General features: G+C 70.4%; 23 protein-coding genes, 1 tRNA gene and 3 pseudogenes. 9 read left to right on the plus strand and 18 right to left on the minus strand.

Annotation, left to right across the window (positions count from 1 at the left end):
- The first annotated feature begins 138 nt into the window (after positions 1 to 138).
- The gene (locus tag ABZS71_RS14250; RefSeq protein WP_356209902.1) at positions 139 to 1,428 is read left to right on the plus strand and encodes a hydrolase; all 1,290 of its coding nucleotides are present in this window, start codon (positions 139 to 141) and stop codon (positions 1,426 to 1,428) included.
- 24 nt (positions 1,429 to 1,452) lie between these two features.
- Entirely contained in the window at positions 1,453 to 2,118 is a 666-nt protein-coding gene (locus tag ABZS71_RS14255) for an NAD(P)H-binding protein (protein WP_355843391.1), read from the plus strand.
- Between the two features lie 24 nt (positions 2,119 to 2,142).
- Here the strand turns inward: ABZS71_RS14255 and ABZS71_RS14260 are convergent.
- Positions 2,143 to 2,307, minus strand: a pseudogene (locus tag ABZS71_RS14260) (DUF3574 domain-containing protein); the annotation flags it as partial.
- Here ABZS71_RS14260 and ABZS71_RS14265 point away from each other — a divergent pair.
- The 4 genes and pseudogenes from ABZS71_RS14265 to ABZS71_RS14280 all read left to right on the plus strand — a co-directional run.
- Positions 2,307 to 2,649 (plus strand): annotated as a pseudogene (locus ABZS71_RS14265) (glucosylceramidase); the annotation flags it as partial. The pseudogenes ABZS71_RS14260 and ABZS71_RS14265 sit on opposite strands and share 1 nt — an antisense overlap.
- Before the next feature lie 552 nt (positions 2,650 to 3,201).
- Positions 3,202 to 7,218, plus strand: coding sequence for an AAA family ATPase (locus ABZS71_RS14270; protein ID WP_356209905.1), 4,017 nt, complete (start codon positions 3,202 to 3,204; stop codon positions 7,216 to 7,218).
- Between the two features lie 377 nt (positions 7,219 to 7,595).
- Positions 7,596 to 7,874 carry a hypothetical protein gene (locus ABZS71_RS14275; RefSeq protein WP_356209908.1) on the plus strand — a complete coding sequence of 93 codons (279 nt, stop codon included), beginning with the start codon at positions 7,596 to 7,598 and terminating at the stop codon, positions 7,872 to 7,874.
- A 13-nt stretch (positions 7,875 to 7,887) separates the two neighbouring features.
- Complete coding sequence (locus tag ABZS71_RS14280) at positions 7,888 to 8,811, plus strand: FkbM family methyltransferase (protein WP_356209911.1); 924 nt, start codon at positions 7,888 to 7,890, stop codon at positions 8,809 to 8,811.
- 45 nt (positions 8,812 to 8,856) lie between these two features.
- Here ABZS71_RS14280 and ABZS71_RS14285 read toward each other — a convergent pair whose 3' ends face one another.
- From ABZS71_RS14285 to ABZS71_RS14295, 3 genes are all read right to left on the minus strand, one after another.
- Positions 8,857 to 9,609 (minus strand): hypothetical protein, encoded by a 753-nt coding sequence (locus ABZS71_RS14285; protein WP_356209914.1) that lies wholly within the window; start codon positions 9,607 to 9,609, stop codon positions 8,857 to 8,859.
- Between the two features lie 691 nt (positions 9,610 to 10,300).
- Positions 10,301 to 11,068: a glycosyltransferase gene (locus tag ABZS71_RS14290; RefSeq protein ID WP_356209917.1), complete on the minus strand. Its 768-nt coding sequence runs from the start codon at positions 11,066 to 11,068 to the stop codon at positions 10,301 to 10,303.
- A gap of 2 nt (positions 11,069 to 11,070) precedes the next feature.
- A complete protein-coding gene (locus ABZS71_RS14295; RefSeq protein WP_356209920.1) occupies positions 11,071 to 11,856 on the minus strand; it encodes a GntR family transcriptional regulator in 786 nt (261 codons plus the stop codon).
- A gap of 60 nt (positions 11,857 to 11,916) precedes the next feature.
- Between ABZS71_RS14295 and ABZS71_RS14300 the strand changes: the two are divergent.
- Positions 11,917 to 12,063, plus strand: a pseudogene (locus tag ABZS71_RS14300) (excisionase).
- A gap of 590 nt (positions 12,064 to 12,653) precedes the next feature.
- Here ABZS71_RS14300 and ABZS71_RS14305 read toward each other — a convergent pair.
- Positions 12,654 to 12,735 (minus strand) — tRNA-Tyr (locus ABZS71_RS14305).
- A gap of 189 nt (positions 12,736 to 12,924) precedes the next feature.
- Between ABZS71_RS14305 and ABZS71_RS14310 the strand changes: the two genes are divergently transcribed.
- The gene (locus ABZS71_RS14310) at positions 12,925 to 13,413 is read left to right on the plus strand and encodes a YajQ family cyclic di-GMP-binding protein (protein ID WP_009715913.1); all 489 of its coding nucleotides are present in this window, start codon (positions 12,925 to 12,927) and stop codon (positions 13,411 to 13,413) included.
- A 66-nt stretch (positions 13,414 to 13,479) separates the two neighbouring features.
- Here the strand turns inward: ABZS71_RS14310 and ABZS71_RS14315 are convergent, their stop codons facing one another.
- Positions 13,480 to 13,821, minus strand: coding sequence for a hypothetical protein (locus ABZS71_RS14315; protein WP_355843410.1), 342 nt, complete (start codon positions 13,819 to 13,821; stop codon positions 13,480 to 13,482).
- 117 nt (positions 13,822 to 13,938) lie between these two features.
- Between ABZS71_RS14315 and ABZS71_RS14320 the strand changes: the two genes are divergently transcribed.
- Positions 13,939 to 15,063: a helix-turn-helix transcriptional regulator gene (locus ABZS71_RS14320; protein WP_356209923.1), complete on the plus strand. Its 1,125-nt coding sequence runs from the start codon at positions 13,939 to 13,941 to the stop codon at positions 15,061 to 15,063.
- A 6-nt stretch (positions 15,064 to 15,069) separates the two neighbouring features.
- Here ABZS71_RS14320 and ABZS71_RS14325 read toward each other — a convergent pair whose 3' ends face one another.
- The 12 genes from ABZS71_RS14325 to ABZS71_RS14380 all read right to left on the minus strand — a co-directional run bounded on the left by ABZS71_RS14325 (position 15,070) and on the right by ABZS71_RS14380 (position 26,381).
- Positions 15,070 to 15,462: a YccF domain-containing protein gene (locus tag ABZS71_RS14325; protein ID WP_355843416.1), complete on the minus strand. Its 393-nt coding sequence runs from the start codon at positions 15,460 to 15,462 to the stop codon at positions 15,070 to 15,072.
- Positions 15,459 to 16,322 (minus strand): zinc metalloprotease HtpX, encoded by an 864-nt coding sequence (htpX, locus tag ABZS71_RS14330; RefSeq protein WP_356209926.1) that lies wholly within the window; start codon positions 16,320 to 16,322, stop codon positions 15,459 to 15,461. The genes ABZS71_RS14325 and htpX overlap by 4 nt, the downstream gene beginning before the upstream one ends.
- Positions 16,323 to 16,468: 146 nt before the next feature.
- A complete protein-coding gene (locus ABZS71_RS14335) occupies positions 16,469 to 18,043 on the minus strand; it encodes an NADH-quinone oxidoreductase subunit N (RefSeq protein ID WP_356209929.1) in 1,575 nt (524 codons plus the stop codon).
- Complete coding sequence (locus tag ABZS71_RS14340; RefSeq protein ID WP_356209932.1) at positions 18,040 to 19,629, minus strand: NADH-quinone oxidoreductase subunit M; 1,590 nt, start codon at positions 19,627 to 19,629, stop codon at positions 18,040 to 18,042. The genes ABZS71_RS14335 and ABZS71_RS14340 overlap by 4 nt, the downstream gene beginning before the upstream one ends.
- Positions 19,630 to 19,632: 3 nt before the next feature.
- Positions 19,633 to 21,648, minus strand: a complete 2,016-nt coding sequence (locus ABZS71_RS14345) for an NADH-quinone oxidoreductase subunit L (protein WP_356209934.1) — start codon at positions 21,646 to 21,648, stop codon at positions 19,633 to 19,635.
- Positions 21,645 to 22,046 carry an NADH-quinone oxidoreductase subunit NuoK gene (nuoK, locus tag ABZS71_RS14350; protein WP_355843427.1) on the minus strand — a complete coding sequence of 134 codons (402 nt, stop codon included), beginning with the start codon at positions 22,044 to 22,046 and terminating at the stop codon, positions 21,645 to 21,647. Before nuoK ends, ABZS71_RS14345 begins: the two co-directional genes overlap by 4 nt.
- Complete coding sequence (locus tag ABZS71_RS14355; RefSeq protein ID WP_356209937.1) at positions 22,046 to 22,627, minus strand: NADH-quinone oxidoreductase subunit J; 582 nt, start codon at positions 22,625 to 22,627, stop codon at positions 22,046 to 22,048. Before ABZS71_RS14355 ends, nuoK begins: the two co-directional genes overlap by 1 nt.
- A complete protein-coding gene (locus ABZS71_RS14360) occupies positions 22,624 to 23,247 on the minus strand; it encodes an NADH-quinone oxidoreductase subunit I (RefSeq protein ID WP_356209940.1) in 624 nt (207 codons plus the stop codon). Before ABZS71_RS14360 ends, ABZS71_RS14355 begins: the two co-directional genes overlap by 4 nt.
- Positions 23,247 to 24,212 carry a complex I subunit 1 family protein gene (locus ABZS71_RS14365; protein ID WP_355843434.1) on the minus strand — a complete coding sequence of 322 codons (966 nt, stop codon included), beginning with the start codon at positions 24,210 to 24,212 and terminating at the stop codon, positions 23,247 to 23,249. Before ABZS71_RS14365 ends, ABZS71_RS14360 begins: the two co-directional genes overlap by 1 nt.
- Positions 24,209 to 25,336 carry an NADH-quinone oxidoreductase subunit C gene (locus ABZS71_RS14370; protein WP_356209943.1) on the minus strand — a complete coding sequence of 376 codons (1,128 nt, stop codon included), beginning with the start codon at positions 25,334 to 25,336 and terminating at the stop codon, positions 24,209 to 24,211. Before ABZS71_RS14370 ends, ABZS71_RS14365 begins: the two co-directional genes overlap by 4 nt.
- Positions 25,333 to 25,956 carry an NADH-quinone oxidoreductase subunit B family protein gene (locus ABZS71_RS14375; RefSeq protein WP_355843440.1) on the minus strand — a complete coding sequence of 208 codons (624 nt, stop codon included), beginning with the start codon at positions 25,954 to 25,956 and terminating at the stop codon, positions 25,333 to 25,335. Before ABZS71_RS14375 ends, ABZS71_RS14370 begins: the two co-directional genes overlap by 4 nt.
- The gene (locus ABZS71_RS14380; protein WP_356210001.1) at positions 25,947 to 26,381 is read right to left on the minus strand and encodes an NADH-quinone oxidoreductase subunit A; all 435 of its coding nucleotides are present in this window, start codon (positions 26,379 to 26,381) and stop codon (positions 25,947 to 25,949) included. Before ABZS71_RS14380 ends, ABZS71_RS14375 begins: the two co-directional genes overlap by 10 nt.
- Positions 26,382 to 26,415 lie beyond the last annotated feature (34 nt).

Below are 26,415 nucleotides of genomic sequence, written 5' to 3' on the forward strand. Positions count from 1 at the left end.
TACGACTAATGCGCTCCTCCGCGAAGCCGCCCCCACCGCGGCCTAGGCTCGGATCGCGCCGCGCGATCTTCGCTGCGCACGCACCCGTCACGCGCCCCCTCGCGCCCCGCGTACGCCCTGCGATTCCCCAGGAGTGCGATGCCCGACAGCCAGCCGCAGCAGCAGCCGCAGCAGCCCCCCAGGAACGACGGCGCGGCCCCCGGGCCCGCCGCGCTGGTGCTCGGCGGCGCCCGGCTCGCCGACGGCCGCACCGTGGACGTACGGCTCAGCGGCGGGCGGATCGAGGCGGTCGGCACGGCGGGCAGCCTCTCCCCCGGCACCGGCACCCGGCTGGACCTCGGCGGCTATCTGCTGCTCCCCGCCCCCGCCGAACCGCACGCCCACTGCGACACCGCCCTCACCGCCGAGATCGCGGGCCCGGTCCCGTACGCCCCCGAGGACATCCAGCGCCGTACTACGGAAGCCGCGCTGCTCCACCTGGGCCATGGGGCGACCGCCCTGCGCACCCACGTCCGCATCAGCGGGGTGCACGGGCTGAGCTCCCTGGAGGCCGTCCTCCAGGCGCGCATCGCGCTGCGCGGGCTCATCGACGTCCATGCGGTGGCGGTGCCCCGGGTGCTGACCGGCGCCGCCGGGGCGGACGGGCTCGCGATGCTGCGCGACGCGGTGAAGATGGGCGCGGCGGTCATCGGCGGCTGCCCCGACCTCGACCCCGACCCGACCGGCCACGCCGAGGCCGTCCTGGACCTCGCCGCCCGCCACGGCTGCGCCGTCGACCTGCATACGGACGGTGACGACCCGGCCCGGCTCGCCCGGTTCGCGGCGATGGCCGGCGGGCTGCGGCCGGGCGTCACCATCGGCCCCTGCGGCGGGCTGTCCCGGCTGCCGCGCGATGTGGCGGCGCGGATCGCCGACCGGCTCGCGGCGGCCGGCGTCACCGTCGTCTGTCTGCCCCAGGGCGACTGCGCCGGTCTGGAGGACCGTGGCGCGCGGGGCTCGCACGGCACCGGCTGGGCGCCGGTGCGGCTGCTGCGCTCGGCGGGTGTCCGGGTGGCCGCGGGCAGCGGCGCGCTGCGGGACGCCGTGAACCCGGTGGGCCGGGGCGACCCCCTGGAGGCCGCCTTCCTGCTGGCGTCGCGGGGCGGGCTGCGCCCCGAAGAGGCGTACGAGGCGGTGTGCGGCCGGGCACGGGCCGCCATGGGGCTGCCCGAAGTACGGGTGGAGGCCGGGTTCCCGGCCGAGCTGCTCGCGGTGCGCGGGGACGGTCTCGCGGGGGTGCTCTCGCTCGCGTACAGCCGGGTCGTGGTCCACGAGGGCCGGATGGTGGCCCGGACCAGCGCGGTGCGGGAGTACTGCGACTCGGCCGCCGCGGTGGCCCTCGACCTGCCGCGCCAGACCCGGTCGCAGGATGGCGACGAGCAGCCCTAGGACATCCGGCGTACGGTCGGGATCATGCGCATTGTCATCGCTGGTGGACATGGAAAGGTCGCGATGCGGCTGGAGCGGCTGCTCACCGCGCGGGGCGACGAGGTGGCGGGCATCATCCGCAAACCCGAGCAGGCGGGCGATCTGCTGGCGGCCGGCGCGGAACCGGTCGTGTGCGACCTGGAGCAGGCCACGGTCGAGGACGTCGCCAAGCATCTGGAGGGCGCTGACGCGGCGGTCTTCGCCGCCGGCGCGGGCCCCGGGAGCGGCATCGAACGCAAGCAGACGGTCGATTACGCGGCCGCGGTGCTCTTCGCGGACGCGGCCGAACGGTCCGGGGTCCGGCGGTACCTCATCGTGTCCTCGATGGGTGCGGACCGCGAGCCCCCGCCCGGTACGGACCCGGTCTTCGCGGCCTACCTGCGCGCGAAGGCCGCGGCGGACGACGACGTACGGGCCCGGAAGAACCTCGACTGGACCGTGCTGCGGCCGGGCCGGCTCACGGACGACCCGGGCACGGGCCTGGTGAACCTGGCCGAGCACACGGGGCGCGGCGAGGTCACGCGCGACGACGTGGCGGTGGTGCTGGTCGCACTCCTCGACGAGCCCCGCACCGCGCGCCGCACCCTGGAGCTCATCAACGGCGAGACGCCCATCGAGGAGGCGGTCCGGGCGATCGTCGAACAGGGCTAGCCGCGCCAGGGGCGTGGCCACGGCCTAGACCTCCACCCGGGCCGATGCGTCGGCCCGGGCCACGGACTCCTGTTCGTACCCCCGCTCGTACGCCGTGCAAATCCGCTCGATCGCGCGTCGCGCGTCGCGCGCCCGCGCCTCGGACACCGGATAGAGCAGGACCACCTCGTACGACCGCTCCCGCTCGATCCACCACCTCCGGCTCCGACGGCCGCACCGTCGTGAAGGGCCTGGAACAGTAGACGCCCGTCACCTTCGCCCCCCGGCGGCGGTGGCAATGTCACCGTCAACGAGTCCACGACATACCAGGAGTTCTCGGGCGCCGGGGCGTCGTTCAGGGACACCGCCGCATGGCTGTTCAACAGCAGCGGCGCGCTGAGCCGGAGCACCCGTGACCAGGTGATGCGCAAGCTCTTCTCGCCCACCGACGGCATCGGCGTGAGCTTCCTGCGGAACCCGCTGGGCGGCTCCGACCTCGCCCGCTTCGGCTACACCTTCGACGACGTACCGGCCGGGCAGACCGATCCCAACTCAACCAGCAGAAGGAGGACATGCACAACCTGATCGACTACACCCGCAACTGGGGCAAGAGCTGGATCAAGTGGAGCCTCGCCGTCGACCAGAACAAGGGCCCGCACAACGGCGGTTGCGGCACCTGCATCACACGCCCCACCGTTCGGCGCCGGTCCCTCCCCTCGTGGGGACCGGTGCCGAACGGTGGGCCGGTGTCGATCCGCGCCGTACTGGTGCGGATCGAGGAAAGGCCGGACCCGTGGTCGACGCGATGGCCGTCCGGATGGCACCGGCTCCACGGATCTCTCAAGCTCACGCGACGGGCCCGTCGCCACCGTTGCAACTCCGGCGAAAGCCAACCGAGAACATGCGGTGCCATGGGTTGTCTCTCCGTGCGCTGAGCTGGTGGCCTGGCCAGGTGACGTGCGGTTGATGCGCTACTGCGTCATGATCCTGCCAGCTGTGCCTCCCGCCGAGGAGGTTCCGGCATCCGGCCACCGACTTAACCGCAGGTCAGCCATATAGAGTGAGTTTTCCGGTCCGGATGTCCAGGTGCGGGGGAAGTAAGGAGTGGAGACCTTGAGTTCCGACTCAGGGGCACGCACAGCCTTCGCGGAACGTCTTGCGCTGCTGTACAGGGAGGCCGGTAACCCTCCCCTCAAGAGCGTGGCCGAGGCGGTCGTCCGGTTCCAGCGGGTCGACGAGCGAGGGCGGCCCGTGCGGGTGTCCGCTCAGCGGATCAGCGACTGGCGACGAGCCAAGAACGTGCCTGCCCAGTTCGCCGCCCTCGCAGCGGTGCTGCACGTCCTGATTCCCGAAGCGCGACGCTTGCGGCCCGCGTCGGTGTCCACAGGCCTGTATGACATGGCCCAGTGGCAGCGCCTATGGGAGCGTGCGGTGGCCGACCCGGTCGGCGAGCGCCCCGCGACATCCGCGGAAGAGGAGGAACGACCCTCGGCTGAAGCCCCGACCGTCCCCGGTGGTGTGTGCCCGTACCGGGGGCTGGCTTCGTACCGTCAGCAAGACGCCCGGTGGTTCTTCGGCCGAGAGCGGAGCACGGATGCCCTCGTCACTCAGCTGCGCGCAGCGGAGAAGACGGGTGGCTTGGTCATGCTCGTGGGCGCTTCAGGGGCGGGAAAATCCTCCCTGCTGAACGCCGGCTTAGTGCCCGCATTGCAGAACGGCGCACTGGGCGACGAGAAGAGCCAGGGCAGGGGGGTTCTGCAGCTCGTGCCGGGAGGCGATCCTCTCGCGGAGCTGACTCGCCGGATCCCTGAGCTCGCACACGTCGTCTCCACCGCGGAGGAACCGGCGGCGAAGGAGCCCGGTACTCCGCGATTCGCGCACGAGGTGAGGGAGGCCGTCACGGCATGGGCTGGGCGCGAGACATCCTCCGCCGCCCGTCCGGTCGTCATCGTGGATCAGTTCGAGGAGGCGTTCACCCTCGGCTCCGACGAGGCGAACAGGCGCACTTTCATCCGGCTGCTCCACGCTGCGTGCTCGCGCGCCGGTTCCGGTGACTCAGCACCCGTGCTCGTAGTCCTCGGCATACGCGCCGACTTCTACGAGCAGTGCCTGGGGTATCCCGAACTGGCCGACGCGCTGCAACACCGGCACATGGTGCTCGGACCGCTGACCACTACGGAGCTGCGCGAAGCGGTGACCGGCCCGGCCAAGGCCGTGGGACTGGAACTCGAACCGGGGCTGGCGGAGCTGATCGTCCAGGAAGTGAGCGCTGACGGCCCTCGTGGGACGCATGACGCGGGGGTGCTGCCGCTCCTCTCCCACGCCCTGCTCGCCACCTGGCAGCGACGGAAGGCGGGAAGGCTGACGCTGGCCGGCTACCGCGCGGCGGGCGGAATCCAGGGAGCGGTGGCGGCGACTGCCGAGCAGGCCTGGTCCAGCCTCGACCCTGCGGCGCGCACGGCCGCGAGACTGCTCCTCCTGAGGCTGGTCCGGCTGGGCGAAGACACCCAGGCCACCCGTAGGAGGGGGACGCGGCGCCGGCTGGCGGAGGAGTCGACGGACCCCAACAAGGCGGAGGAATCGCTCGAAGCGCTGGTTCGCGCCCGATTGGTGACACTCGACGCGGAGACCGTGGAGATCACCCATGAAGCACTGCTTCACGCCTGGCCACGCCTGCGCGACTGGATCGACGAGGACAGGAACGACCACCTGCTGCGCCAGCGACTGGAGGAGGACGGCCGGGCCTGGGAGGGCTTGAACCGCGACACGTCGCTGCTCTACCGGGGTTCCCGTCTGGAGCAGGCCCGCACCTGGGCAAAGTCTGCCGGTGACACCTTTCTGACCCGGAGCGCGGTGGAATTCCTGGCTGCTTCGGTCAGGCTGCGCAAGCGCACAGTCTGGATCAGCCGGGGTGCGGTGTCGGCTCTGGTCGTCCTGGCGATGCTGGCTGTCGGTTCGGCGGTGGTCGCGTGGCAGCAGCGGGACGATGCGGTGTTTCAGCAGGTGCTCGCCGAAGCCGATCGCGTCCAGTCCACGGATCCGTCGTTGTCCGCTCAACTCGACCTGGTGGCACACCGCCTGCGGCCACACGACGAGGGCACGAACAATCGGTTGATCTCGATAGTGAACGCGCCGCTGGCCACGCCGCTTCATGGCCACACCGGCGCCGTCTACCTCACCACGTTCAGCCCGAGTGGACGGATCCTGGCCACCGCCAGCTACGACCGGACGGTTCGACTGTGGAACGTGACAGACCCGACTCGCCCAAAACCCCTGGGCAAGCCCCTCACCGGCCACACGAGCTGGGTGAGCAGCGCGGTCTTCAGCCCGGACGGCCGCACCCTCGCCAGCGCATCGGACGACGGCACGATTCGGCTGTGGGACGTGCGGGATCCCAGCCACCCGCGCCCGCTCGGTGCGCCCTTGTCCGGCCATGACGGCACGGTCTACCTGCTTGCCTTCAGCCCGGACGGACACACGCTGGCCTCTGCCACCGAAGATCACACCGTTCGCCTGTGGGACGTGGGCGACCCGCGCCGGCCGAAGGCGCTCGGTGCCTTGACCGGCCACACCGCCGCCGTGCGCTCCGTGGCGTTCAGCCCCGACGGACGGACGCTGGCAGCCGGTGGCGACAATGGCACGATCAGGCTGTGGGACATGGCCGATCGGCGTCATCCGACGCCGATCGACGCGGTGCTGACCGGCCACGAGGCCACGGTGCACTCCGTGGCCTTCAGCCCCGACGGCCGCACTCTCGCCAGCGGCAGCACGGACGACACCATCCGGCTCTGGAACGTGGCCGACCCACGTCATGCCGCCCGCCTCGGCGCGCCGCTCACCGGCCACACCGGTCCCGTATGGTCAGTGGCCTTCAGCCCCGACGGGGCCATGCTCGCCGCCGCCAGCGCGGACAGCACGGCGAGCCTGTGGAACGTCAGTAATCCGGCCTACCCGTCGCAGGTCGGTGAGCCTCTCGCGGGCAGCAGCGGCGAGATGTACGCCTTGGGCTTCAGCCCCGATGGACGGACCCTCGCCACCGGGAGTGGCGACAACAAGGTCCGCCTGTGGTCGATACCGACGTCGGACATGATCGGCCGAATCGGAGCGTTCCGCCCGGATGGGCGGGTGCTCGCCACGGCCGCGCGCGACGAAAGGGTTCGGCTGTGGAACGTGGAGACTCCCAACCGGCCCGTATCGCTGGGCAAACCGTTCATGCCCGGGGAGGGTGACGTGCGTTCGCTGGCGTTCTCCCCTGACGGCCACACACTCGCGGTGCTGACGGGAAGCCGCGCGGTGCAGCTGTGGAACGTCACCGACCCGACCCGGCCTGTCCCCTACGGGCCGCCCGTCGCGCTGCGGACACGGTTCGCGGGCCCCGAGGCGCTGGCGTTCAGCCCGGACGGGCGCACGCTGGCAACCGCCCATGACGACCGCACCATCCAGTTGTGGAACGTCAGCGACCCGTCTCACCTTCTTCCGCTCGGCGCGCCGCTCACCGGCCACACGGGCTACGTCAACGCCCTCGCCTTCAGCCCGGATGGCCGCACTCTCGCCGGCGGCAGCGCTGACAGCACCATCCGGCTCTGGAACGTGGCCGATCCACGTCATGCCCCCCGCCTCGGCGCGCCGCTCAAGGGGCACCTGGGCCCCATCAACGCGCTCGCCTACAGCCCGGACGGCCATACATTGGCCAGCGGCAGCGACGACGGCACGGTCCGACTCTGGAACGTCACCGCCCCCCTCAAGGCAACCCGGCTGGGCTCCACCCTCACGGGCCACACCGAAGCGGTCGTGTCGCTGACGTTCAGCCAGGACGGCCGCACGCTGGCGAGCGGCGGCAACGACGACACGGTCCGACTCTGGAACGTCACCCTCCCCTCCAGGGCCGCTCCCATCGGTCAATCGATGAGCCCCAACGCCAAAACAGGCAATTTCTTGTCGTTCAGTCCCAACAGCCACATGCTCGGAGTGTCGAGCGGCGCCGATACGGTCCGGCTGTGGAACCTGGACGTCGACGAGGCCATTCATCGCATTTGCTCGATGACTCGGGGCGTTCTGACGCCGGAAAAATGGCACGAGTATCTGCCCCGTCTCCCGTACACGCCTCCGTGCGGTCGCTAACGGAGCCGGGTCTCCACCAACGGCATGTTCCCCGAGCGTCAGGCGCGAGCCATCCGGTTGGTTACGGCTCCGACCCCTTGCGGGTCGCGTTGCGTGATCCCGATCACAAATCCTCGTTGCGGCTGAGCAGTCGACTCCCGCACGCAAGCAGCCTTGTTACTCTTGGGTACAGCCCGATCGCTGGTGCATCCCCCGTCGCCGGCGATCGGGCGCTTCCATGTCCTGCGGGGAGCATCAACAACGTTGACAGGGGGTGTGCCGGCGATGTCCGAGCCCGAACCACGCCAGGCCGCGGAAGCAGGAGCTTCGCACCCGCTGGGACAGCAGCAAGCTCGACGCCTCCGCCGAGTACATCGGCCGAGTGCGAGCTGCCATCCATGCTCGCCGACCATCCGGTGATCGAGGTCGCCCACACGGTGCAGGAAGCGACGGCCGCGATCGGATGGCAGGCGCGAGGCGTGGTGGAGGGCACCTTGGCCGAGTGGAGAGCACTGCACGTCACCGTGTTCGAGACGATCAACCGCTTCCATGAGCGCGCCCGGGAAGATCTCGGAGTGAGCGGAAGTTTCGACGGCCGGCAGCACTCAGCGCGGGGGCTGCTTCTCTCCAAGCCTCAGCCCGAGGGCGAGAGCAAGAGCGAGAGCGACCCAGCATGACCTGGAGGTCCCGGTGATACGAGCGCTCGAACAGGCCGCGGTGAGTCTCGGCCGCGGGTACGTCCGCTACGCGCCGGGCGCTGTCGGGAAGCGGGCCATGGTGGAGCGGTACCTGAATGCCGCGCTGAGGGATCATCCTCAGCACCGCATGGCCCGCACGCGGTTCGGCGCGACGTTCGCCGTCGACACGCAGGACCTCATTCAGCGCTACCTCTACCTTTTTGGGGTCTGGGAGCCGCACCTGACGCGGTGGCTCCAGCGCAGGCTGAAGCCTGGCGATGTCTTCGTGGACGTCGGAGCCAACATCGGGTACTACAGCGTCCTGGCCTCACGCCTCGTCGGGGACAGCGGCAAGGTGGTGGCGGTCGAAGCGTCGCCGACGTTCCACCAGGTGCTCTTGCGTCAGGTCCAGCGGAACGGTTGCACCAACCTTCGCGCGGTGAACGCTGCGGTCTCCGACCGCGAAGAGTCGTTGAGGTTCACTCTCGCCAGCTCGCAGAACATGGGAGCCAACAGCATCGTTCCGTACGACGGCCCGGCTGAGTCCACCTTCGAGATCGCGGCTCATCCGTTGCCGGATCTCCTTACCGAGGAGGAGATCGCAAGGGCCAGGGTGATCAAGGTCGATGTAGAGGGCGCGGAAGGCGGCGTGGTTCGGGGGCTCGCCCCCCTCCTCGACCGCCTCCGCCCCGACGCGGAGCTCACGATCGAGGTCACTCCACGGCGGATGTCAGAGCTGGGGGAATCCGTCGAGGAGCTGCTGGAAACCCTCAAGAAGAACGGCTTCCGCAGCTACCGCCTGGCCAACGACTACGGCGCGGGCAGCTACCCCGCCGCGCTGCGGAGTGCGCCCAGGGTGCCGGTGCGCCGGCGGGACCTTCTCGCCGACGAGAGTGATCTGGTCTTCTCCCGCGTCGATGCCGAGACGTTGCCGTAACCCGACGAGGGGACGAGCAACTTCGGCGGCCGGTAGCTCCTGCCGCTAGCGCTTAATAGCTAAGGCAGACCCGAGTAATTGCCCCAAGATTTCGATGATCTTGATGTCATGCTCGGCCAGATCGCCCTTTGTCGGGCTATCGATGGCGAGCATCCCGAACGCCGGGTGAGTTATCGCAGGAGCGACCGGCGCGGTTATGAAAGTCTTGTACGTCTGCGTGTCCGGCTGGTACTCCCGAGGCTCGGCGAGCAGGTCGGGAACAAAAAGCGGTTCACGTTTATCCATGCTCCGAAGCAGTCGATCCCCTCTCGGCGTGCCTTCCCGGAAAGTGGTGCGCGGTGTCTCCTGCCGCCCAGCCCACATGCCGGCGGGACAGGCAAGTTCGCGAGCGCCAGCGTTTCCGGACACTTCGAGCAGGCACGCACGCGTGTGCGGAGGCCCTATGGACCGTGCCGCCCTGATCACCACATGCTTCATGTGCCCCTGAAGCGAACGCCTAGCCGGAGCCGTGGTGGCGATGGCGATTTCCCCGAAGACCTCCATGATGGGAACGAGCATCTCCTGGAGCATCCGTCGCTGCTCCTGACCAGCCAGAAGCGCGGTTTGCTTCTCGGTCTTCACCCCACGTGCGGCCAAGAAGATCACGGTAAGCGTTGCCAGTGCTCCGCCGCTGACGATTAGCCAAAAGATCCACCCCCATTCGTACAAACCTGCGAGCGCTGCCGCAATGTAGGCAAGTACATTGAGCGCCCCCGCTACAGCAGTGCCTCGACCAAGCCCCCACCATCGAGTTGCCATGGCGACGGAGCGTAGCACCAGTGACACGATGTGTGGAAGATGTTGGTCAAGTGCCGCATGGGCGGCGCCACCTGCGGGAACATACTTACCGTGACCACGAGGCCCGCCAGCGACGCGATACACGCTTACTCCAAAAGGAGTCAAGTCGTTGACGGCTGGAATTAGCTGGTCTATTTTGACAGAGGCTACGCGCCAGTGTGAAACCAGGGGGAAGCGCGAATCGCATTAGCCGGAAATTGAGGGGGAGTAATGAGTGGAAACTTACAACACAAAAGCAAGTCCGGGAATCTTGATGAATCCCCGGCCAAAGGCGTGGACGCCCTGATGGAAGAATACAGGGCAGATCCTGATGCGTACATGGAGAGGCGGGCAAGTGTCTTGCGTGGCGATAGCTACGCGGAGGCTCGTCAGCGCGTCGTGGCTGAACAGAACGAAGCACTCCGAGCGACGGGTCGCGCTGTGTTGCAGAAACTCTTTGGCTTTCTCTCCACTCGGAAGCAGGTCCAGCGAAACTAGCGGAAAACCCGGCTCCACCGAAGGCCCTCATGGGACCATCTCCCGAGGGGGCTTTTGGTGTTTTGAGAGCCGTCCATGTTCGCACGCCCGCTAACTTACGTACGGCACCCAGCGAGTTGCACCACCCCTTTGAGGGAACGCTGAAGCGCCGACGATTAGGCATCGTGGACGAGTGTCATTTCGTGTCGTCTGCGTCGTATCGCCAGCCGTCCATGCCCGCCAAGACGCGGGCCCGCGCCTCGACCACCGCGAACCGGGCCTCACGCTCGCGTTCGTCGGCGTGCGCGGCCTGGCTGGTGACCTGGCCGGGCCACTTGCGGTAGAGCAGACCGGTCTCGGCGGTGAACCAACCGCGGCTGACCGCGCTGAGGGCAAGCAGCAGGCCGGTGTCCTCGGATGCCGGCAGGGCCATCCAGCCGCCAAGGGCCAGGAGCAGGTCTCGGCGCATGAACAAGGAGGCTGGGTGCACCGGGGCGCGGTAGTTGTGGGCCTTCCAGAACTGGAGTACGGAGCCGCGTGCGATCGGCCCTTGGGGCGGGTCGCCCTCGAAGCCGACGGTGGAGCCGTCGGGTAGGAGATCCAGCACGCGAGTGGTGGCCCAGCCGATACCGGGGTTGTCCGTCAGTGCGCGCAGGTCGCGGGCGAGGGCACCGGGGGTGAGCATGTCGTCGGCGTCGAGCACCTTGACGTACTCGCCCTCGGCCCGCGAGAGCCCCATCGTGCGGGCCATCGCCGCCCGTCCGTGGCGGCCCTGGCCGAAGCTGACCCGGACGTCATCCGGCACGTACGGGAGTACAGCGTCGGTTTCGCCGTCCTCCTGGATGACCCATTGCCAGTCCCAGCCGTCCGGCAGTTCCTGTTCGAGCAGCGACTTGTACGCGTCGGGGAGGTGCTCGGCGCCCGGGCCGTGGACCGCGGTGATGACCGTGATGACGTTCGGCATCGTCACCACCTCTTCAGCGGGGTGGTGAACACGAGCTCCGTACGGTCTCCGGACAGGGTCACATCGGAGACCTCGACGACCCGGTCGTTGATGTCGGTGCAGATCTTCCGGAGGAGGATCACCGAGACGCCCTTCTTCAGCCCGAGTTCGTCGGCCTCCTCCACGGTCGGCGGGCGGGCCGTGATGCGCTCCTCTATGCGGTCCAGCTCGATGCCGATCGTGTAGAGCTGGTTCTGAGTGCCGCCCGGCCAGGGCTCATTGGTGTGGTCGAGCAGGTCCGGGTTGGCGGCCACCATGTCGTGGACCAGGTACGAGTGCACGAGGGCGAACGGCGCGTCCTCGTCACGGGAGTTGGTGCGGTAGATCCGCTCCAGGAGTCGCGTGCCCACGGGGACCCCGAAGACCGCCGCAAGGTCTTCATCGGCCTTCGCTTCGCGGTATTCGGCGTGGAAGGTGAGGTCCGTGACCTCCAAGCCGGTGTCGTGCTCCGTTGAACCGGTCTTCAGGCGCTCGGTCTGAGGCTGGCGCGCCCGGTCCTTCTCCCACTGGTGCCGGTCGTTGTTCCGCTCGACCCGCTGCCGAGGCGTGCGGACGAAGGTCCCTACCCCATGCCGTTTGTCGATAAGGCCCTCTGTGGCCAGCTCGGCGAGGGCGCGCTGAAGCGTCGGCACGCTGGTCCGGTACTGCTGCGCGAGCTTGTCCTCAGCGGGAAGCCGCTCGCCCGGTCCCAGCTCACCTGCGCGGATGCTCTGACGCAGCGCGTCAGCGATCTTCTCGTACCTGGCCATGTGGTGCTCACCGTCCCCGGTTGTTCGGACGATCTCAGCATAAGTCCTTAAGAGGTGTTGATGTCATGAGGTTCGCACGCCGCTTTGTACCGCATGCGGGCCCGCGGCAAGGCCTCGAAGCTCATCGAGCTCCCGAACGGTCATCTTCGCGTCCGCCGTGCCGACCTGGACGCGTGGTGGCGAGACCTCGACTCCCCCGCCTGCTGACACCCACCCGAAGGGGTCCGGCCGCAGTGCGGCCGGACCCCTTCCGCATGGAAGGACCCCCGTGGCCCATACGTTCAACGTCCGCATCCGGGCCGTGCGACAGCGGAAGGACCTGGGCCGGAGCACGCGGCCCGAACTCCGCGGAAGGTCGGGACCACACCCCACTCCCTGAGCTTCGCCACAAAGACGCAGGCCGGCGGCCGCCGGGCCGGACTCCTCATGGCCGTGCACAAGGGCGAGGCGTTCGACCAGGTCACCGGCTTGCCCCTGTCTGAGCTGCGCAAGCTCAACGATGTGCGCTGATACCAGCACGCTCGCGACTACATCGAGAGGAAGTGGCCTGCCGCCCCTGCCAAAACTCGCACCACCCTGGCTGAAGCCATGGCGAGCGCCACTCCTGCCCTGGTCGCCACCCGCCAACTGGAAGTGATCAGGATCTCTGTCCCACACATGTCCCACACGAGCTGGTCAGCACGCGGAATCGAGTGAGACAGTCCGAGGCATACTCCGCTTTCCGGGCATCGGGGCGGCCAGTGACAAGAAAGGCCCGTGATCAGCGTTTCCGCTGGTCACGGGCCTTTTTATTCCTGTGGCGGCGCCAGGATTCGAACCTGGGTAGGCTAAGCCGACGGATTTACAGTCCGCTCCCATTGGCCACTCGGGCACACCGCCTGGGATGTGGCCAGGCGCTTCGCTCTCGCGTCGCTGCTCCCTGGCAACGACGTAAACAATACCTGATCCGGAGGGGTGGTTCGCCACCCGGTTGATCGCCTCTGGATCATGGCCGAGATCGCTAGGCTGGCTGATGCGGTCCGTGGGGCCGTGCCACTGACGGATCTACGTACGAGGAGCCAACTCAAGATGGCCGACTCCAGTTTCGACATCGTCTCGAAGGTCGAGCGGCAGGAGGTCGACAACGCTCTCAACCAGGCGAGCCGCGAGATCTCCCAGCGCTACGACTTCAAGAACGTCGGCGCCTCGATCGAGTGGTCGGGCGAGCGGATCGAGATGCGTGCCAACTCCGAGGAGCGGGTGAAGGCGATCCTCGACGTCTTCCAGTCCAAGCTGGTCAAGCGGGGGATCTCGCTGAAGGCGCTGGACGCGGGCGAACCGCAGGCGTCGGGCAAGGAGTACAAGATCTTCGCGTCGCTGCAGGAGGGGATCTCACAGGAGAACGCGAAGAAGGTCGCCAAGATCATCCGCGACGAGGGCCCGAAGGGCGTCAAGGCGCAGGTGCAGGGCGAGGAGCTGCGGGTGACGTCCAAGAGCCGGGATGATCTTCAGTCGGTGATCACGCTGCTCAAGGGCAAGGACCTGGACTTCGCGCTGCAGTTCGTCAACTACCGGTAGGCGGCCGCGCCGCTTACCGGCACGCCGGGGCCTCGGGCCCCGGCGTTCGCGTCTGTGGCCGGCCGGTCAGGTCGGCTCGCGGGGGTCGTTCTCCTCGGCGGCGGTGAGGACGGGCAGGCGCCCGCCTCGGCTCTCCGCGACCCGCAGGGCGTCGCGCAGCGCCTCGGTCAGCCGGCTTGCCAGAAAACGGAGCTCCCCGCTGCTCGCCGCGCGGGCGTCGAGCAGTGCGCGGGCGTGGTCGAGGAGCTCCGTGCCCATGCGCAGCTGTAACGCCTCGATCTCGTCCGCCCTCCGGCTCGGATAGCTGTCGCCCCCGTCCGACGCCAGGTGGCACGGCTTGCCGTCCGGGCTGGTCCAGGGCAGCAGCCGCGGCGGGGATTCCAAGGTCCGGGCGGTGGGGTCCGGCATGGTGGTCTGCCTCCTTCAGGGCTGATCCGGCCATGGTGAGGCGCGGGGCTTGAACCTGCGGGAGTTGACAGGCGTTGACTACGCTGAGCAGTCAACGGTCAACGCAGGGGGTCCGCCATGGCCGAGTTCGGTTGTCGCGTTCGCGCCCTTCTCGCTGAGCGGGGCACGAGCATGCGTCGCACGGCCCGCGCCCTCGGCTACGACCCCGCGTATCTCGCCCGCGTGATCAACGGAAAGCAACAGCCGTCGGAGCAGCTGGTCGGGGCCTTGGACGACCATCTCCGGGCCGATGGGGAGCTGATGTCCCTCTGGGCGTCGGGTCGGCGCCCCCCTGTACACACCGCTGAGCAGGCGACCTCCGCCGACGGAGACATCGCGCATCTGCGCGCCTCCGTCGCCCATCTGCTGGAGCACGACAACCGATACGGCGGTGCGGCGGTGGCTCCCGCGGCCGTGCAGGCCTGGCGGGCCGCGCAGCGCAAGCTGGACTGTGGTGCGGTTCCCGACCGGGCGCGGGCCGGGTATCTGTCCGCTGTCGCCGAGCTTGCCGAGATCGCCGGATGGCTGCTGTTCGACGCCGGCGAGGAGGAAGCCTCCCGCAGGGCGTTCCTGGAGTCCCATCTGCTCGCCCGTCACGCGGGTGACAGGCCCATGGAGTGGTTCGCCCTGGACATGCTGGCGATGCAGGACGTGCACAGCGGTCGGCCGGGCGAGGCGCTGCGCATCGCGGACGAGCTGCTCTCCCGGCCCCGGATCCCGCCCCGCGTGACGCTGCTCGCGCGCGTTCGCCGGGGCAGGGCGCTGGCTCAGGCGGGGGATCGGCGGCGGGCGCTGGACGAGCTGGCGGGGGCCAGGGTGGGGCTCGGGGACTCGATCGATCCCCGCGATCCGGTGTGGGCGTGGTGGGTGAACGACAACGAGATCACCGGTCATGAGGGCGAGGTCCTCCTCGCGCTCGGGGAGGACAAGGCGGCAGTCCCCAAGCTGCAGCGGGCGCTCGAACTGTCCTCCGCGCACTTCCCGGACGGCCGCGGGTCCCTGTACTACAGCGTCGCACTGCTGTCGGCGTACGCGTCGGCCCGGGCGTGGCGGGAGTGCGAGGCGACGCTGATCTCGATCGGGTCCCTGTCGGAGACGGTCGAGTCGGAGCGCAGCCGCCGTCGGCTGCGCTCCACGCTGCGGGCGATGAGCCGGAGGCCGGACGCTCCCGGGTGGCTCCGGGAGTACGTGCGGGACGTCTGACCTCGATCAGCGCCCCGCGAAGGGCTGGTCCGTGGGGACGATCTCGTGGCCGAGGGGGGTCAGGGAGATCGGGATCAGCTTGAAGTTGGCCAGGCCCAGCGGGATGCCGATGATCGTCACGCACAGCAGGACGCCGGTGATGACATGGCCGAGCGCCAGCCACCAGCCCGCGAGCACGAGCCACAGGATGTTGCCCACACAGGAGGCCGCGCCCGCGTCGCGGCGGGGCACCGCCATGCGGCCGAAGGGCCACAGGGCGAAGCCCGCGATGCGGAAGGAGGCGATGCCGAAGGGGATTCCGATGATGGTGACGCACAGGATCAGACCGGCGAGAACATAGCCGCAGGCCATCCAGAAACCGCAGAGCACGAGCCATATGAGGTTGAGGATCGTCTTCACCGCTGGTGTCCTGCCATCTGCTCGAGGCGGGCGATGCGCTCCCGCATGGGTGGGTGGGTGGAGAAGAACTTGGCCATGCCGTCCCGGCCCCCGAACGGGTTGGCGATCATCAAATGGCTGGTCGTCTCCAGCTGTGGCTCAGGGGGCAGCGGCAGCTGCTTCGTCCCGGCATCGAGCTTACGCAGGGCGCTGGCGAGGGCGAGTGGGTCGCCGGTGAGCTGGGCGCCGGAGGCGTCCGCCTCGTATTCGCGGGAGCGGCTGACGGCGAGCTGGATGACGGCGGCCGCGAGGGGGCCGAGGATCATGATCAGCAGCATGCCGAGGAAGCCGGGGCCCTCGTCGTCGTCGGACCGGCCCACGGGGATCAGCCAGGCGAAGTTGACCAGGAACATCACGACGCTGGCGAGCGCGCCCGCGATCGAGGAGATGAGGATGTCCCGGTTGTAGACATGGCTGAGCTCGTGGCCGATGACGCCGCGCAGCTCGCGCTCGTTGAGCAGCCGCAGGATGCCGTCGGTGCAGCAGACGGCCGCATGGCGGGGGTTGCGGCCGGTCGCGAAGGCGTTGGGCGCCTCGGTCGGGGAGATGTACAGGCGCGGCATGGGCTGGCGCGCGGCCGTGGAGAGCTCGCGCACGATGCGGTAGAGGCCCGGGGCCTCAAATTCGCTGACGGGGCGGGCCCGCATGGCGCGCAGCGCCAGCTTGTCGCTGTTCCAGTAGGCGTACGCGTTGGTCCCGAGCGCGATCAAGACCGCGATGATCAAACCCGTCCGGCCGAAGAAGCTGCCGATGACGATGATGAGCGCGGACAGTCCCCCGAGGAGTACGGCGGTCCTCAGCCCGTTGTGCCGGCGGTGCACGGTACGCCCTCCCAATGTGCCGCAGGGGAACCCTTGCTCGGTGTCTCCACCTTCCAGTGGACCCTCCTGAACTGGTCAACGCCAGGTGAAGGTCACTAGTTCCCTTGTGCACATGGGAGCGGTCACACGCACCGCGTCACCGGCCGCTACAGCAGGCTGCCGGAGGCGAACCGCAGGACGAGCTGCGGGGCGCCGGACAGGGCGATGCCGAGGACGGCGGCGAGGCCGATGGCGACCGTAAGGGGGGCCGCTCGGGCCACGCGGGTGACGGGGCCGGTGGCAGCGGCGAGGGCCGGCTCGGGCGCGCGGAAGAGCACCGTCGTCCACTGGAGGTAGTAGTACAGCGCGACCACGACGTTCAGGGCCATCACCACGGCGAGCCAGCCCAGCCCCGCGTCCACGGCCGCGGAGAAGACGGTCACCTTGGCGAAGAGCCCGATGACGCCCGGGGGCAGACCGGCCAGGCAGAGCAGGAAGAAGCCGAGCGCGAGTGCGGCGGCCGGGCGGGCGGCGTAGAGACCGCGGTAGTCGGTGATGCGGTTGGCCGGGCTCGTACGGGCCACCAGGGCGGCCACCGCGAAGGCCCCGAGGTTCACGGCCGCGTACATGAGGGCGTAGGCGACCGTGGAGCCGATGGCGCGGGACGCGTCCTCCGCGGAGTCGGCGTATCCGGCCGCCGCGATCGGGACCAGCAGATAGCCGGCCTGGGCGACGGAGGACCAGGCGAGCAGGCGTACGGCGCTGAAGGCGCGCTCGGGGCGCTGGCGCAGCGCCCCGACGTTTCCCGCGGTCATGGTGAGGGCGGCGAGGACCGCGACGGCCGGGCCCCACACATCGGCGTACGAGGGGAAGGCGAGGACGGTCACCAGGATGAGGCCGGAGAAGCCGACCGCCTTGCCGACGACGGACAGATAGGCGGCCACCGGGACCGGCGCGCCCACATAGGTGTCCGGGACCCAGAAGTGGAACGGGACGGCGGCGGTCTTGAACGCGAAGCCCACCAGGGTGAGCACGACGCCCGCCCGGGCGAGCGTGTCCAGCCGCGGATCGACATGGGTGAGGGCGCCGGCGATCCGGGACAGATGCAGGCTGCCGGTGGCGGCGTAGACGAAGCTGACGCCGAGCAGCATCACGGCGGTCGCGGTGACCGAGGAGAGGAAGAACTTCAGCGCGGCCTCGGAGGAGAGGCGGTCGCCGCGGCGCAGCCCCACGAGCGCGAAGGCCGGGAGCGAGGCCACTTCGAGGGCGACGACGAGGGTCGCGAGGTCCCGGGAGGCGGGCAGCAGGGCCGCGCCCGCGGCGGAGGACAGCAGCAGGAACCAGAATTCGCCCGCGGGAAGTTTGAGGTCCTCGATCCCGCTGATGGACAGCAGCGCGGTGAGCAGCGCGCCGCCGAGCACCAGGAACTGGATGACGACGGCGAACGTGTCAGCCGTATAGCTGCACGCATGGGCGTCGGAGGTCAGGCAGAAGGTGGCCCGGTCCCCGTGCACGAGCGGCAGCAGGCTGAGCGCGGCCAGGGCCAGACCCGCTATCGCCAGCCAGCCCAGGAGCGGCTTCTTCCGCTCGGGCAGGAAGAGGTCCGTGACGAGGACGGCGAGGCCGGCCACGGCCGCGATGGTGGGCGGGGCGACGGCGAGCCAGTCGACGGACTGGACCAGGCCGGCGGCGAGGTCCGGGGCGGGCGCCGAGGCCAGGCTCACGGCGGTCGGGGTCGTCATCGGTTGCCTCCCGCGAGGAGCTGCTGCACGGCCGGGTCGGTGAGGCCGAGGAGGGCCGCGGGCCACAGTCCGGCGAGGACGGTGAGCGCCACCAGGGGGGACCAGGCGGCGAATTCATGGCCGTGCACATCGGGCAGGGCGGGCAGCACGGGCTCGGCCCCGGTGCCGGGCTCGACGGGCTGGTCGCCCATGCAGACGCGCCGTACGACGACGAGCATGTAGCCGGCGGTGAGCAGGGTGCCGACGCCGGCGAGCGCCATATAGGTGAGGAACGCCGGGCGGCTGAGCCCGTCGGCGGGGTCGAAGGCGCCGAACATGGCGAGCATCTCGCCCCAGAACCCGGCGAGTCCGGGCAGCCCCAGGGAGGCGACGGCGCCGAAGGCGAGCAGCCCGCCGAGGCGCGGCGCCCGCCCGTACAGGGCCGCGCCGCTCGTGCCCGAGAGCTGGTCGAGGTCGGTGGTGCCGGAGCGGTCCTTGACCGCGCCGACGAGGAAGAAGAGCAGCCCGGTGATCAGGCCGTGCGCGATGTTGGCGAAGAGCGCGCCGTTCACCCCGGTGGGGGTGAGGGTCGCGATGCCCAGGAGCACGAAGCCCATATGGCCGACGGAGGAGTAGGCGATCAGGCGCTTGAGGTCGCCCTTGGCGCCGGGGCGGGCGAGCGCGAGACAGGCCAGGGATCCGTAGATGATGCCGACGACGGCGAACGCCGCGAGATAGGGCGCGTAGGTGTGGGCCGCCTCGGGGGCCATCGGCAGCACGATGCGGACGAGTCCGTACGTGCCCATCTTGAGCAGGACGCCCGCGAGGAGGACGGAGCCGACGGTGGGGGCGGCGGTGTGGGCGTCCGGGAGCCAGCTGTGCAGCGGCCACATGGGGGCCTTGACGGCGAGTCCGACGATGAGGGCGAGCGCCGCGATCAGCTGGGTGGTGTGGCTGAGCTGGGAGCCATGGTCGGAGGCGAGGGCCACCATGTCGAAGGTGCCGCCCCCCAGGCCGATGAGGAGGAGGCCGAGCAGCATGACGACGGAGCCGAGCAGCGTGTAGAGGATGAACCGCCAGGCGGCGCGCTCCCGTTCGGCGCCGCCCCACCGGTTGATGAGGAAGTACATCGGGATGAGCACCATCTCGAACGCCAGGAAGAACAGCATCAGGTCGAGCACGGCGAAGCTGGCCAGGGTGCCGGACTCCAGGAGCAGGAGCAGCGCGACGAAGGCCTTGGGGGACGGCCCGGCGGGCCTGTTGAAGTACGTGTAGAGCGCGCAGAGGAAGGTCAGCAGCGCGGTCAGCACGATCAGCGGCAGTGAGACGCCGTCCACGCCGAGGTGGATGCGGATGTCCAGCGCCGGGATCCAGCCGATGTCCGTCTGCGCCTGCATCCGGGCCGGGTGGTCGTGGTCGAAGCCGACGGTCAGGGCGATGGCGGCGGCGAGCACGACGCCGGTGACGGTCACGCCGTGGCGGAGCACGGCCTGGTCGGGGCCGCGGCCCCGCAGGCCGGGCGGGGCCGGGAGGAGGGCGGCGACACAGCCGAGCAGGGGCAGCACGACGAGGGCCACGAGGAGGTACTGCACGACGGTGTGGTTCACGGGTCAGGCTCCCGCTGCGACGAGGACGGCGGCCACGGCCAGGACGAGGGAGCCCGCGAGCAGCGCGCCGAGGTAGGTCTGCACATTGCCGGTCTGGGCGCGGCGGACGGCGGCGCCGAGCAGGCGCGGTGCGCCGCCCGCGCCGCGTACGTACGTCTCGACGACCTCGCGGTCGAGGAAGCGGACGAGCTCGGCGGCCGCGCGCACGGGGCGGACGAACAGGGCGGTGTAGACGGCGTCGAGATGGAAGCCGGCGGCCGCGTGGCGGTGGAGCGGGCCGAGGAGCAGCCGGCCGGGGTCGGCGGGGTCGGGGGCTCCCGCGATGGAGCCGTAGGCGGCCTCGTGGGTGGCGATGGCCTCGACCTCGGAGACGGCGTCGGCGGCGTCGGGGTGGGCGGCCACGGCGCCGAGGGGGGCGCGGGCGGCCCGCGCGGAGGTGTGCCGCCAGGCGCCGTACATGACGAGCGCGCCGACGAGGGCCATACCGGTGCCGAGGACGGAGGTGGTGAGGGTCGGGGCGAGGGCCTTGCCGTCGAACCAGTCCGGCAGGGTGCCGTAGGCCGGCCCGAGTCCGGCCGCGGGGATGAAGAGGACCCACAGGACGACGTTCATGGCGACCGGCTGCTTCCCGTGGTCGGGGACGCGCTCGCCCGTGCCGCGGAAGGCCAGCAGCCACAGCCGGCCGGCGTAGGCGGCGGTGAGCAGGGCGGTGAGCAGCCCGGCGACGAGCACGGTCCAGCCGACGCCGGTGGGGACGGCCGGCTCATGGCCGGTGGCGGCGTGCTCGGCCGCGCCGAGGACGGCTTCCTTGGAGAAGAAGCCCGCGAAGGGCGGGATGGCGGCGAGCGCGAGCAGCCCGATCGTGGTCGTCCAGAAGGCGTCGGGGATGCGCTGGGCGAGGCCGCTCATCCGGGACATGGCGGCGAGGGAGTTCGTACCGGCCGCGTGAATGATCACGCCGGCGCCGAGGAAGAGCAGCGCCTTGAACGCGCCGTGCGTGATGAGGTGGAAGACGGCGGCGCCGCGGTCGTCGACGGCCAGCGCGCCTGTCATATAGCCGAGCTGGCCGATGGTCGAGTAGGCGAGGACGCGTTTGATGTCGTCCTGGGCGAGCGCGGCGAGCGCCGAGCCGACCATCGTCACGGCCGCCATGGCCGCGAGCACGGCGAGCGCGGCGGCGGAGGAGACGAAGACGGGCAGCAGCCGGGCGATGAAGTAGACACCGGCGGCGACCATGGTGGCGGCGTGGATCAGCGCGGAGACCGGGGTGGGGCCGGCCATCGCGTCGGGCAGCCAGGTGTGCAGCGGGAACTGCGCGGACTTGCCCGCGACCCCGGCGAGCAGCAGCAGCGCGATCAGGGTGGGGTGGTCCAGCGGGGTGCCGGCGGAGGAGGTGAGGCGGGTGACGATCTGGCTGATGCGGAAGGTGCCCGTGTCGCCCGCGAGGACGAAGATGCCGATCAGGAACGGGACGTCGCCCAGCTTGGTGACCAGGAACGCCTTCAGGGAGGCGGAGCGCGCGGCCGCGGTCTCCCAGTAGTGGCCGACCAGGAAGTACGAGCAGATGCCCATGATCTCCCAGCCGACCAGCAGCACGATGAGGTCGTCGGAGTAGACGACGAGCAGCATCGCGGCGGTGAAGAGGGAGACGAGCGCGGCGTAGGAGGGATAGCGGGCGTCGTCGCGCAGATAGCCGGTCGAGTAGATCTGCACACAGCACGCGACGACGCCGACGAGGACCGCGACCAGCGCGGCGAAGCCGTCGATGTGCAGCGCGAGGTCGATGGGGACCGACCCGGTGTCGGCGAGCCGGGTGGCGGCGTGCAGCGGGGCCTTCCCGGCGCCCTCTCCCCCGCCCTGCCGTACGGCGACGAGCACGGCGAGCGCGGCCGCGCCGAGGGTCGGGAGTACGGCGAGGGGGCGTACGAAACCGGGCGCGCGGCGGCCGAGCAGCAGCCCCGCGGCGGCGCCGAGGAAGGGCAGGAGGGGGACGAGAACGGCGGCGGTCGTGGTCGTCACGCGGTCTGCCTCCGGGCGGGAATTGCCTGGTCAGCGTCGTTGTCAGAGGGTGCTGCCATGCTGTCGTCAGTGGCGGGGGAGCCGGCTGGCGGGGGGTCGGCGAGGTCCCGGAGCCTGTCGACGTCGGCGGTGCCGCGATGGCGGTGGACGAGGAGGACGATGGCGAGACCGATGCCGATCTCGGCGGCGGCGATGGCGATGGTGAACAGGGTGAGGGCCTGGCCCGCGTGCAGGGTGTCGCGGAGCCAGACGTCGAAGGCGACGAGGTTGAGGTTGACGGCGTTGAGCATCAGCTCGACCGACATCAGCACCAGGATCGCGTTACGGCGGGCGAGGACGCCGTACAGACCGGTGCAGAAGAGGAGGACGGCGAGCACGGCGGGGTAGGCGAGATGCATCAGCGCTTCTCCTTGCCGCTCTTGCGGGACAGGACGATCGCGCCGACGAGCGCGGCGAGCAACAGGACCGACAGCGCCTCGAACGGCAGCACCCAGTGGCGGAAGAGGCTCTCACCGGAGACCGCGGTGGAGCCCTGCACGCCCTTGTCGAGGTCGATCCAGGTGGTCCGGAAGGCGTCCACGACCACCCACACCAGGGCGGCCGCGGCCGCGACGGCCACCGCGAGCGCGGCCGGGCGGTTGCCCGAGTCGGCGTCCGGCGAGCGGCCTATGGGCGCCTTCGTCAGCATCAGCCCGAAGAGAAGGAGGACGACGACGGAGCCGACGTAGATCAGCACCTGCACCCAGGCGATGAACTCCGCCGTCAGCAGGAGGTACTCCACGGCCAGACCGCCGAGCGTCACCACCAGCCACAGGGCGGCGTGCACCAGCTGCCTGGTGGTGACGGTGATGACGGCCGCGCCGAAGGTCGCGACGGCGACCAGCAGGAAGGCGATCTCGACACCGCTCGGCGACAGAAACCCGTGGCCGGCGGTCGCGAGCCCCTGGCCGGCGGCCGCCAGATGGACTGCGGAACTCACGATGTGGCTCCGTTCCGGCCGGAGTCGTCGTCATCCGCCTGGGCCGCCTCAGCCTGGGCCGCCTCAGCCTGGGCCGCCTCTGCCTCCGCCTGGGCGGCCTCCGCGGCGGCGAGCTTCTCGGCGGCCTTACGGGCGGCGGCGATCTCCTTCGGCTCCTCCGCGCCCGGGTCGAGGGCGGGTGGCGCGGGCACCGTCCACATCCACTCGCGGAGCTTGTCCCGCTCATGGGTGAGATCGCGGATATCCGTCTCCGCGTACTCGAACTCCGGCGACCAGAACAGCGCGTCGAAAGGACACACCTCGATGCAGATGCCGCAGTACATGCACAGGGCGAAGTCGATGGCGAACCGGTCGAGCACATTGCGGCTGCGCTCGCGCCCGCCCGGGGCGGCCGGGGGGACCGTCTCCTTGTGCGAGTCGATGTAGATGCACCAGTCCGGGCACTCACGGGCGCAGAGCATGCAGACCGTGCAGTTCTCCTCGAACAGCCCGATCACCCCGCGCGTCCGGGGCGGCAGCTCGGGCTGCACCTCCGGATACTGCGCGGTGTGCGCCTTCCGGGTCATCGTGCGGAGGGTGACGGCCAGGCCCTTGGCCAGACCGGAACCGGGGATACCCATCAGGAGATCACCACCTTGACGACGCCGGTGAGGGCGATCTGGGCCAGCGAGAGCGGAATGAGACAGGTCCAGGCGAACCGCTGCAACTGGTCCTCCCGTAGCCGCGGGTAGGTCACCCGCAGCCAGATCACGACAAAGGCGAGGACGGCCGTCTTCAGCAGCGTCCACAGCCAGCCGAGATCACCCGCGAACGGCCCGTGCCAGCCGCCGAGGAAGAGGACGGTGGTCAGCCCGCACAGGATCACGATGCCCGCGTACTCGGCGAGCAGGAAGAGCGCGAAGCGCAGCCCGGTGTACTCGGTGTACGCGCCGAAGATGATCTCGGAGTCGGCGACCGGCGCGTCGAACGGCGGGCGCTGCAGCTCGGCCAGCCCGGCGGTGAAGAACACCAGCCCGCCGACGATCTGCCACGGCACCCACCACCACTCGAACGCGTCGAGGATGCCGGGCAGCGACACCGTGCCCGCGGCCATCGCCACGGAGGCGGCCGTCAGCAGCATCGGCAGCTCGTACGCCATGAGCTGAGCGGCCGTCCGCAACCCGCCGAGGAGGGAGAACTTATTGGCCGAGGCCCAGCCCGCCATCAGCGACCCCAGCACGCCGACACCCATCACGGCGAGCACGAAGAAGATGCCCGCGTCGATGAACTGGCCGACCGCGCCCTTGGCCGGGCCGATCGGGATCGCGACGAGCACGAGGAGATAGGGGAGCAGCGCGACGGCGGGCGCGAGCTGGAAGATCCGCCGGTCGGCATCGGCCGGTACGACGTCCTCCTTCTGCGCGAACTTCACGCCGTCCGCGACCAGCTGGGCCCAGCCGTGGAAGCCACCCGCGTACATCGGGCCGAGCCGGCCCTGCATATGGGCCATGACCTTGTGCTCGGTCTGCCCGACGACCAGGGGGAGGACCAGGAACGCGGCCAGGAGGACGAGCAGTCGCAGCGCGACGTCGAGGACGTCGTTCACGCGGTGCCTCCTGGGGTGTCGTCGGTGGGGGTCTCGTCGGGGCCATTGGGTGTGGCGGCGTCAGGTTTCGCGCCGTCGCCCTCCGGGGCCCGTCCGGGCTCGGACTCGGACTCGGCCTCGGCCTCGGCTTCGTCCCTGGCCGGGCGCGGATGGTGCCAGGGCGCGTCGGACGAGCGCGTCCGCCGCGCGGGTCGCTTCGCGGGTGCGGTGGGCTCGGCCGCCGTCGGCTCGGCCGCGTCGTCGCCCGCCGGGGCGGCCGACCGGCGCGCCGGGGCCGCGTCCGCCGTCGTCGGCTCGGCGCCCGCCGCCTGCCGGCTCGCGGAACCCTCGCCCGCGCTGCGCGTACGGCGCGCCGGGCGCTCGGCCGGGGCCGCGCCCGTCCCCGGGGCCGCGTCCGCCGTCGTCGGCTCGGTGGGCGTCGCCGGCTGGCTTGGCGAGCCCGCCGTCGCCGTGCGGGTTCGGCGGGCTGGGCGTTCGGCCGCCGAGCCCGCCGAGCCCGCGCGGGTGGCACGGGCCGGGCGGGACGGGGCGGGTGGGAGCTGGCCCTTGAGTGGGCCCCACTCGTTGGGGTCGGGGACGCCCGGCGGCAGCATCTGCCGCCGCTTGGGGCCGTGGCCGGTGCCCGACTCCCCCGGCTCCTTCGCGCCCGGCCAGGCCTTGGCGACCCGGGCCGCCAGCACGAAGTCCTTGCGCAGCGGGTGCCCCTCGAAGCCGTCGGGGAGCAGCAGCGGCGCGAGCTGGGGGTGGTCGGTGAAGCCGATCCCGAACATCTCGTGGGTCTCGCGCTCATGCCAGGCCGCACCGGCGTAGACGCCGGTCGCGGTGGGCAGGGTGGCCGCGTCGTGCGGCACGGTGGTACGGACCAGCAGACCGCGCACCGCCGGGCCGGGGGAAGAGCCCCCGAGGGCGACGACGTACGCCGCGACCCGGAAGCCGGAACCCGGTTCGTCGACCGCGCTCAGCCAGTCGAAGTAGGTGCAGCCCAGGTCGGAGCGGGCCGTCTCCAGGGCCGGGATCCAGGCGTCGGCGGGGACGTCGACCGTCAGCAGGCCGTACGCCTCCTCCGCCGTGGCGCCCTCGCCGAACAGCTCGGCGGCGGAACGCGGCAGCCATCCGACGGTCATCGTGTGTCCTCCCCCGCCGGCCCGGCGGCCGGAGGCGCGACGAGCCCGCTGCGCAGCGCGGCAGCGGACGGGCGGCCCGCCGGGGCGCCCTCCGCCGCGTACCGCTCGCTCAGCGACTCGCGCGCGATCTTCTCCTGGAGCTTGAGGATGCCCTGGAGCAGCGCCTCCGGCCGGGGCGGGCAGCCGGGGACGTACACATCGACGGGGATGATCTGGTCGACGCCCTTGGTCACGGAGTACGAGTCCCAGTAGGGGCCGCCGCAGTTCGAGCAGGCCCCGAAGGAGATCACATACTTCGGCTCCGGCATCTGCTCGTACAGCCGCTTCACCGCGGGCGCCATCTTGTCCGTGACCGTGCCGGAGACGACCATGAGGTCGGCCTGGCGCGGCCCCGGCGCGAAGGGGATCACGCCGAGCCGGATGAAGTCGTGGCGCGCCATCGACGCCGCGATGAACTCGATGGCGCAGCAGGCGAGCCCGAAGTTGAAGACCCACAGGCTGTAGCGGCGGCCCCAGTTCAGGACCACCTTCATGGGCTCGGGGGCCAGCCGGGCGAGCGGGCCCAGGCGGCGCGGCTCCGGGAGATCCACGGGAGCCGTCGGGGTCGGTGTCACGTCCATTCCAGGACGCCCTTCTTCCATGCGTACAGCAGACCTACGGCGAGGAACCCGAGGAAGATGAACATCTCCACCAGCGTGGCGGCGCCGAAGCCGGGCGCGGCGAAGACCGTCGCCCACGGGAACAGGAAGATCGAGTCCACCGCGAAAATCACATACAGGAAAGCGTAGACGTAGTAGCGGACCTGGGTGTGTGCCCAGCTCTCGCCCACGGGGTCCACGCCGCACTCGTACGTCAGCAGCTTCTCGGGCGTCGGCACCACGGGCCGCAGCAGCCGCCCGGCCCCGAAGGCCACGGCGACGAAGATCACCCCGACCGCTCCGAGCAGACCGACCACGGCATAGCCGTAGAAGTAGTCGGCCGCGAGCTGGACGCTGGCCGTGCGCACGGTCGTCGCCTCCGGCACGTCCGCCCCTCGCTCCCTCATCATGCCTGTTCTTCGTCGACCTCGTATGTTCGAC

It is taken from the genome of Streptomyces sp. NPDC005393, assembly GCF_040606675.1.
In the GTDB taxonomy this organism is placed as follows: Bacteria; Actinomycetota; Actinomycetes; order Streptomycetales; family Streptomycetaceae; genus Streptomyces.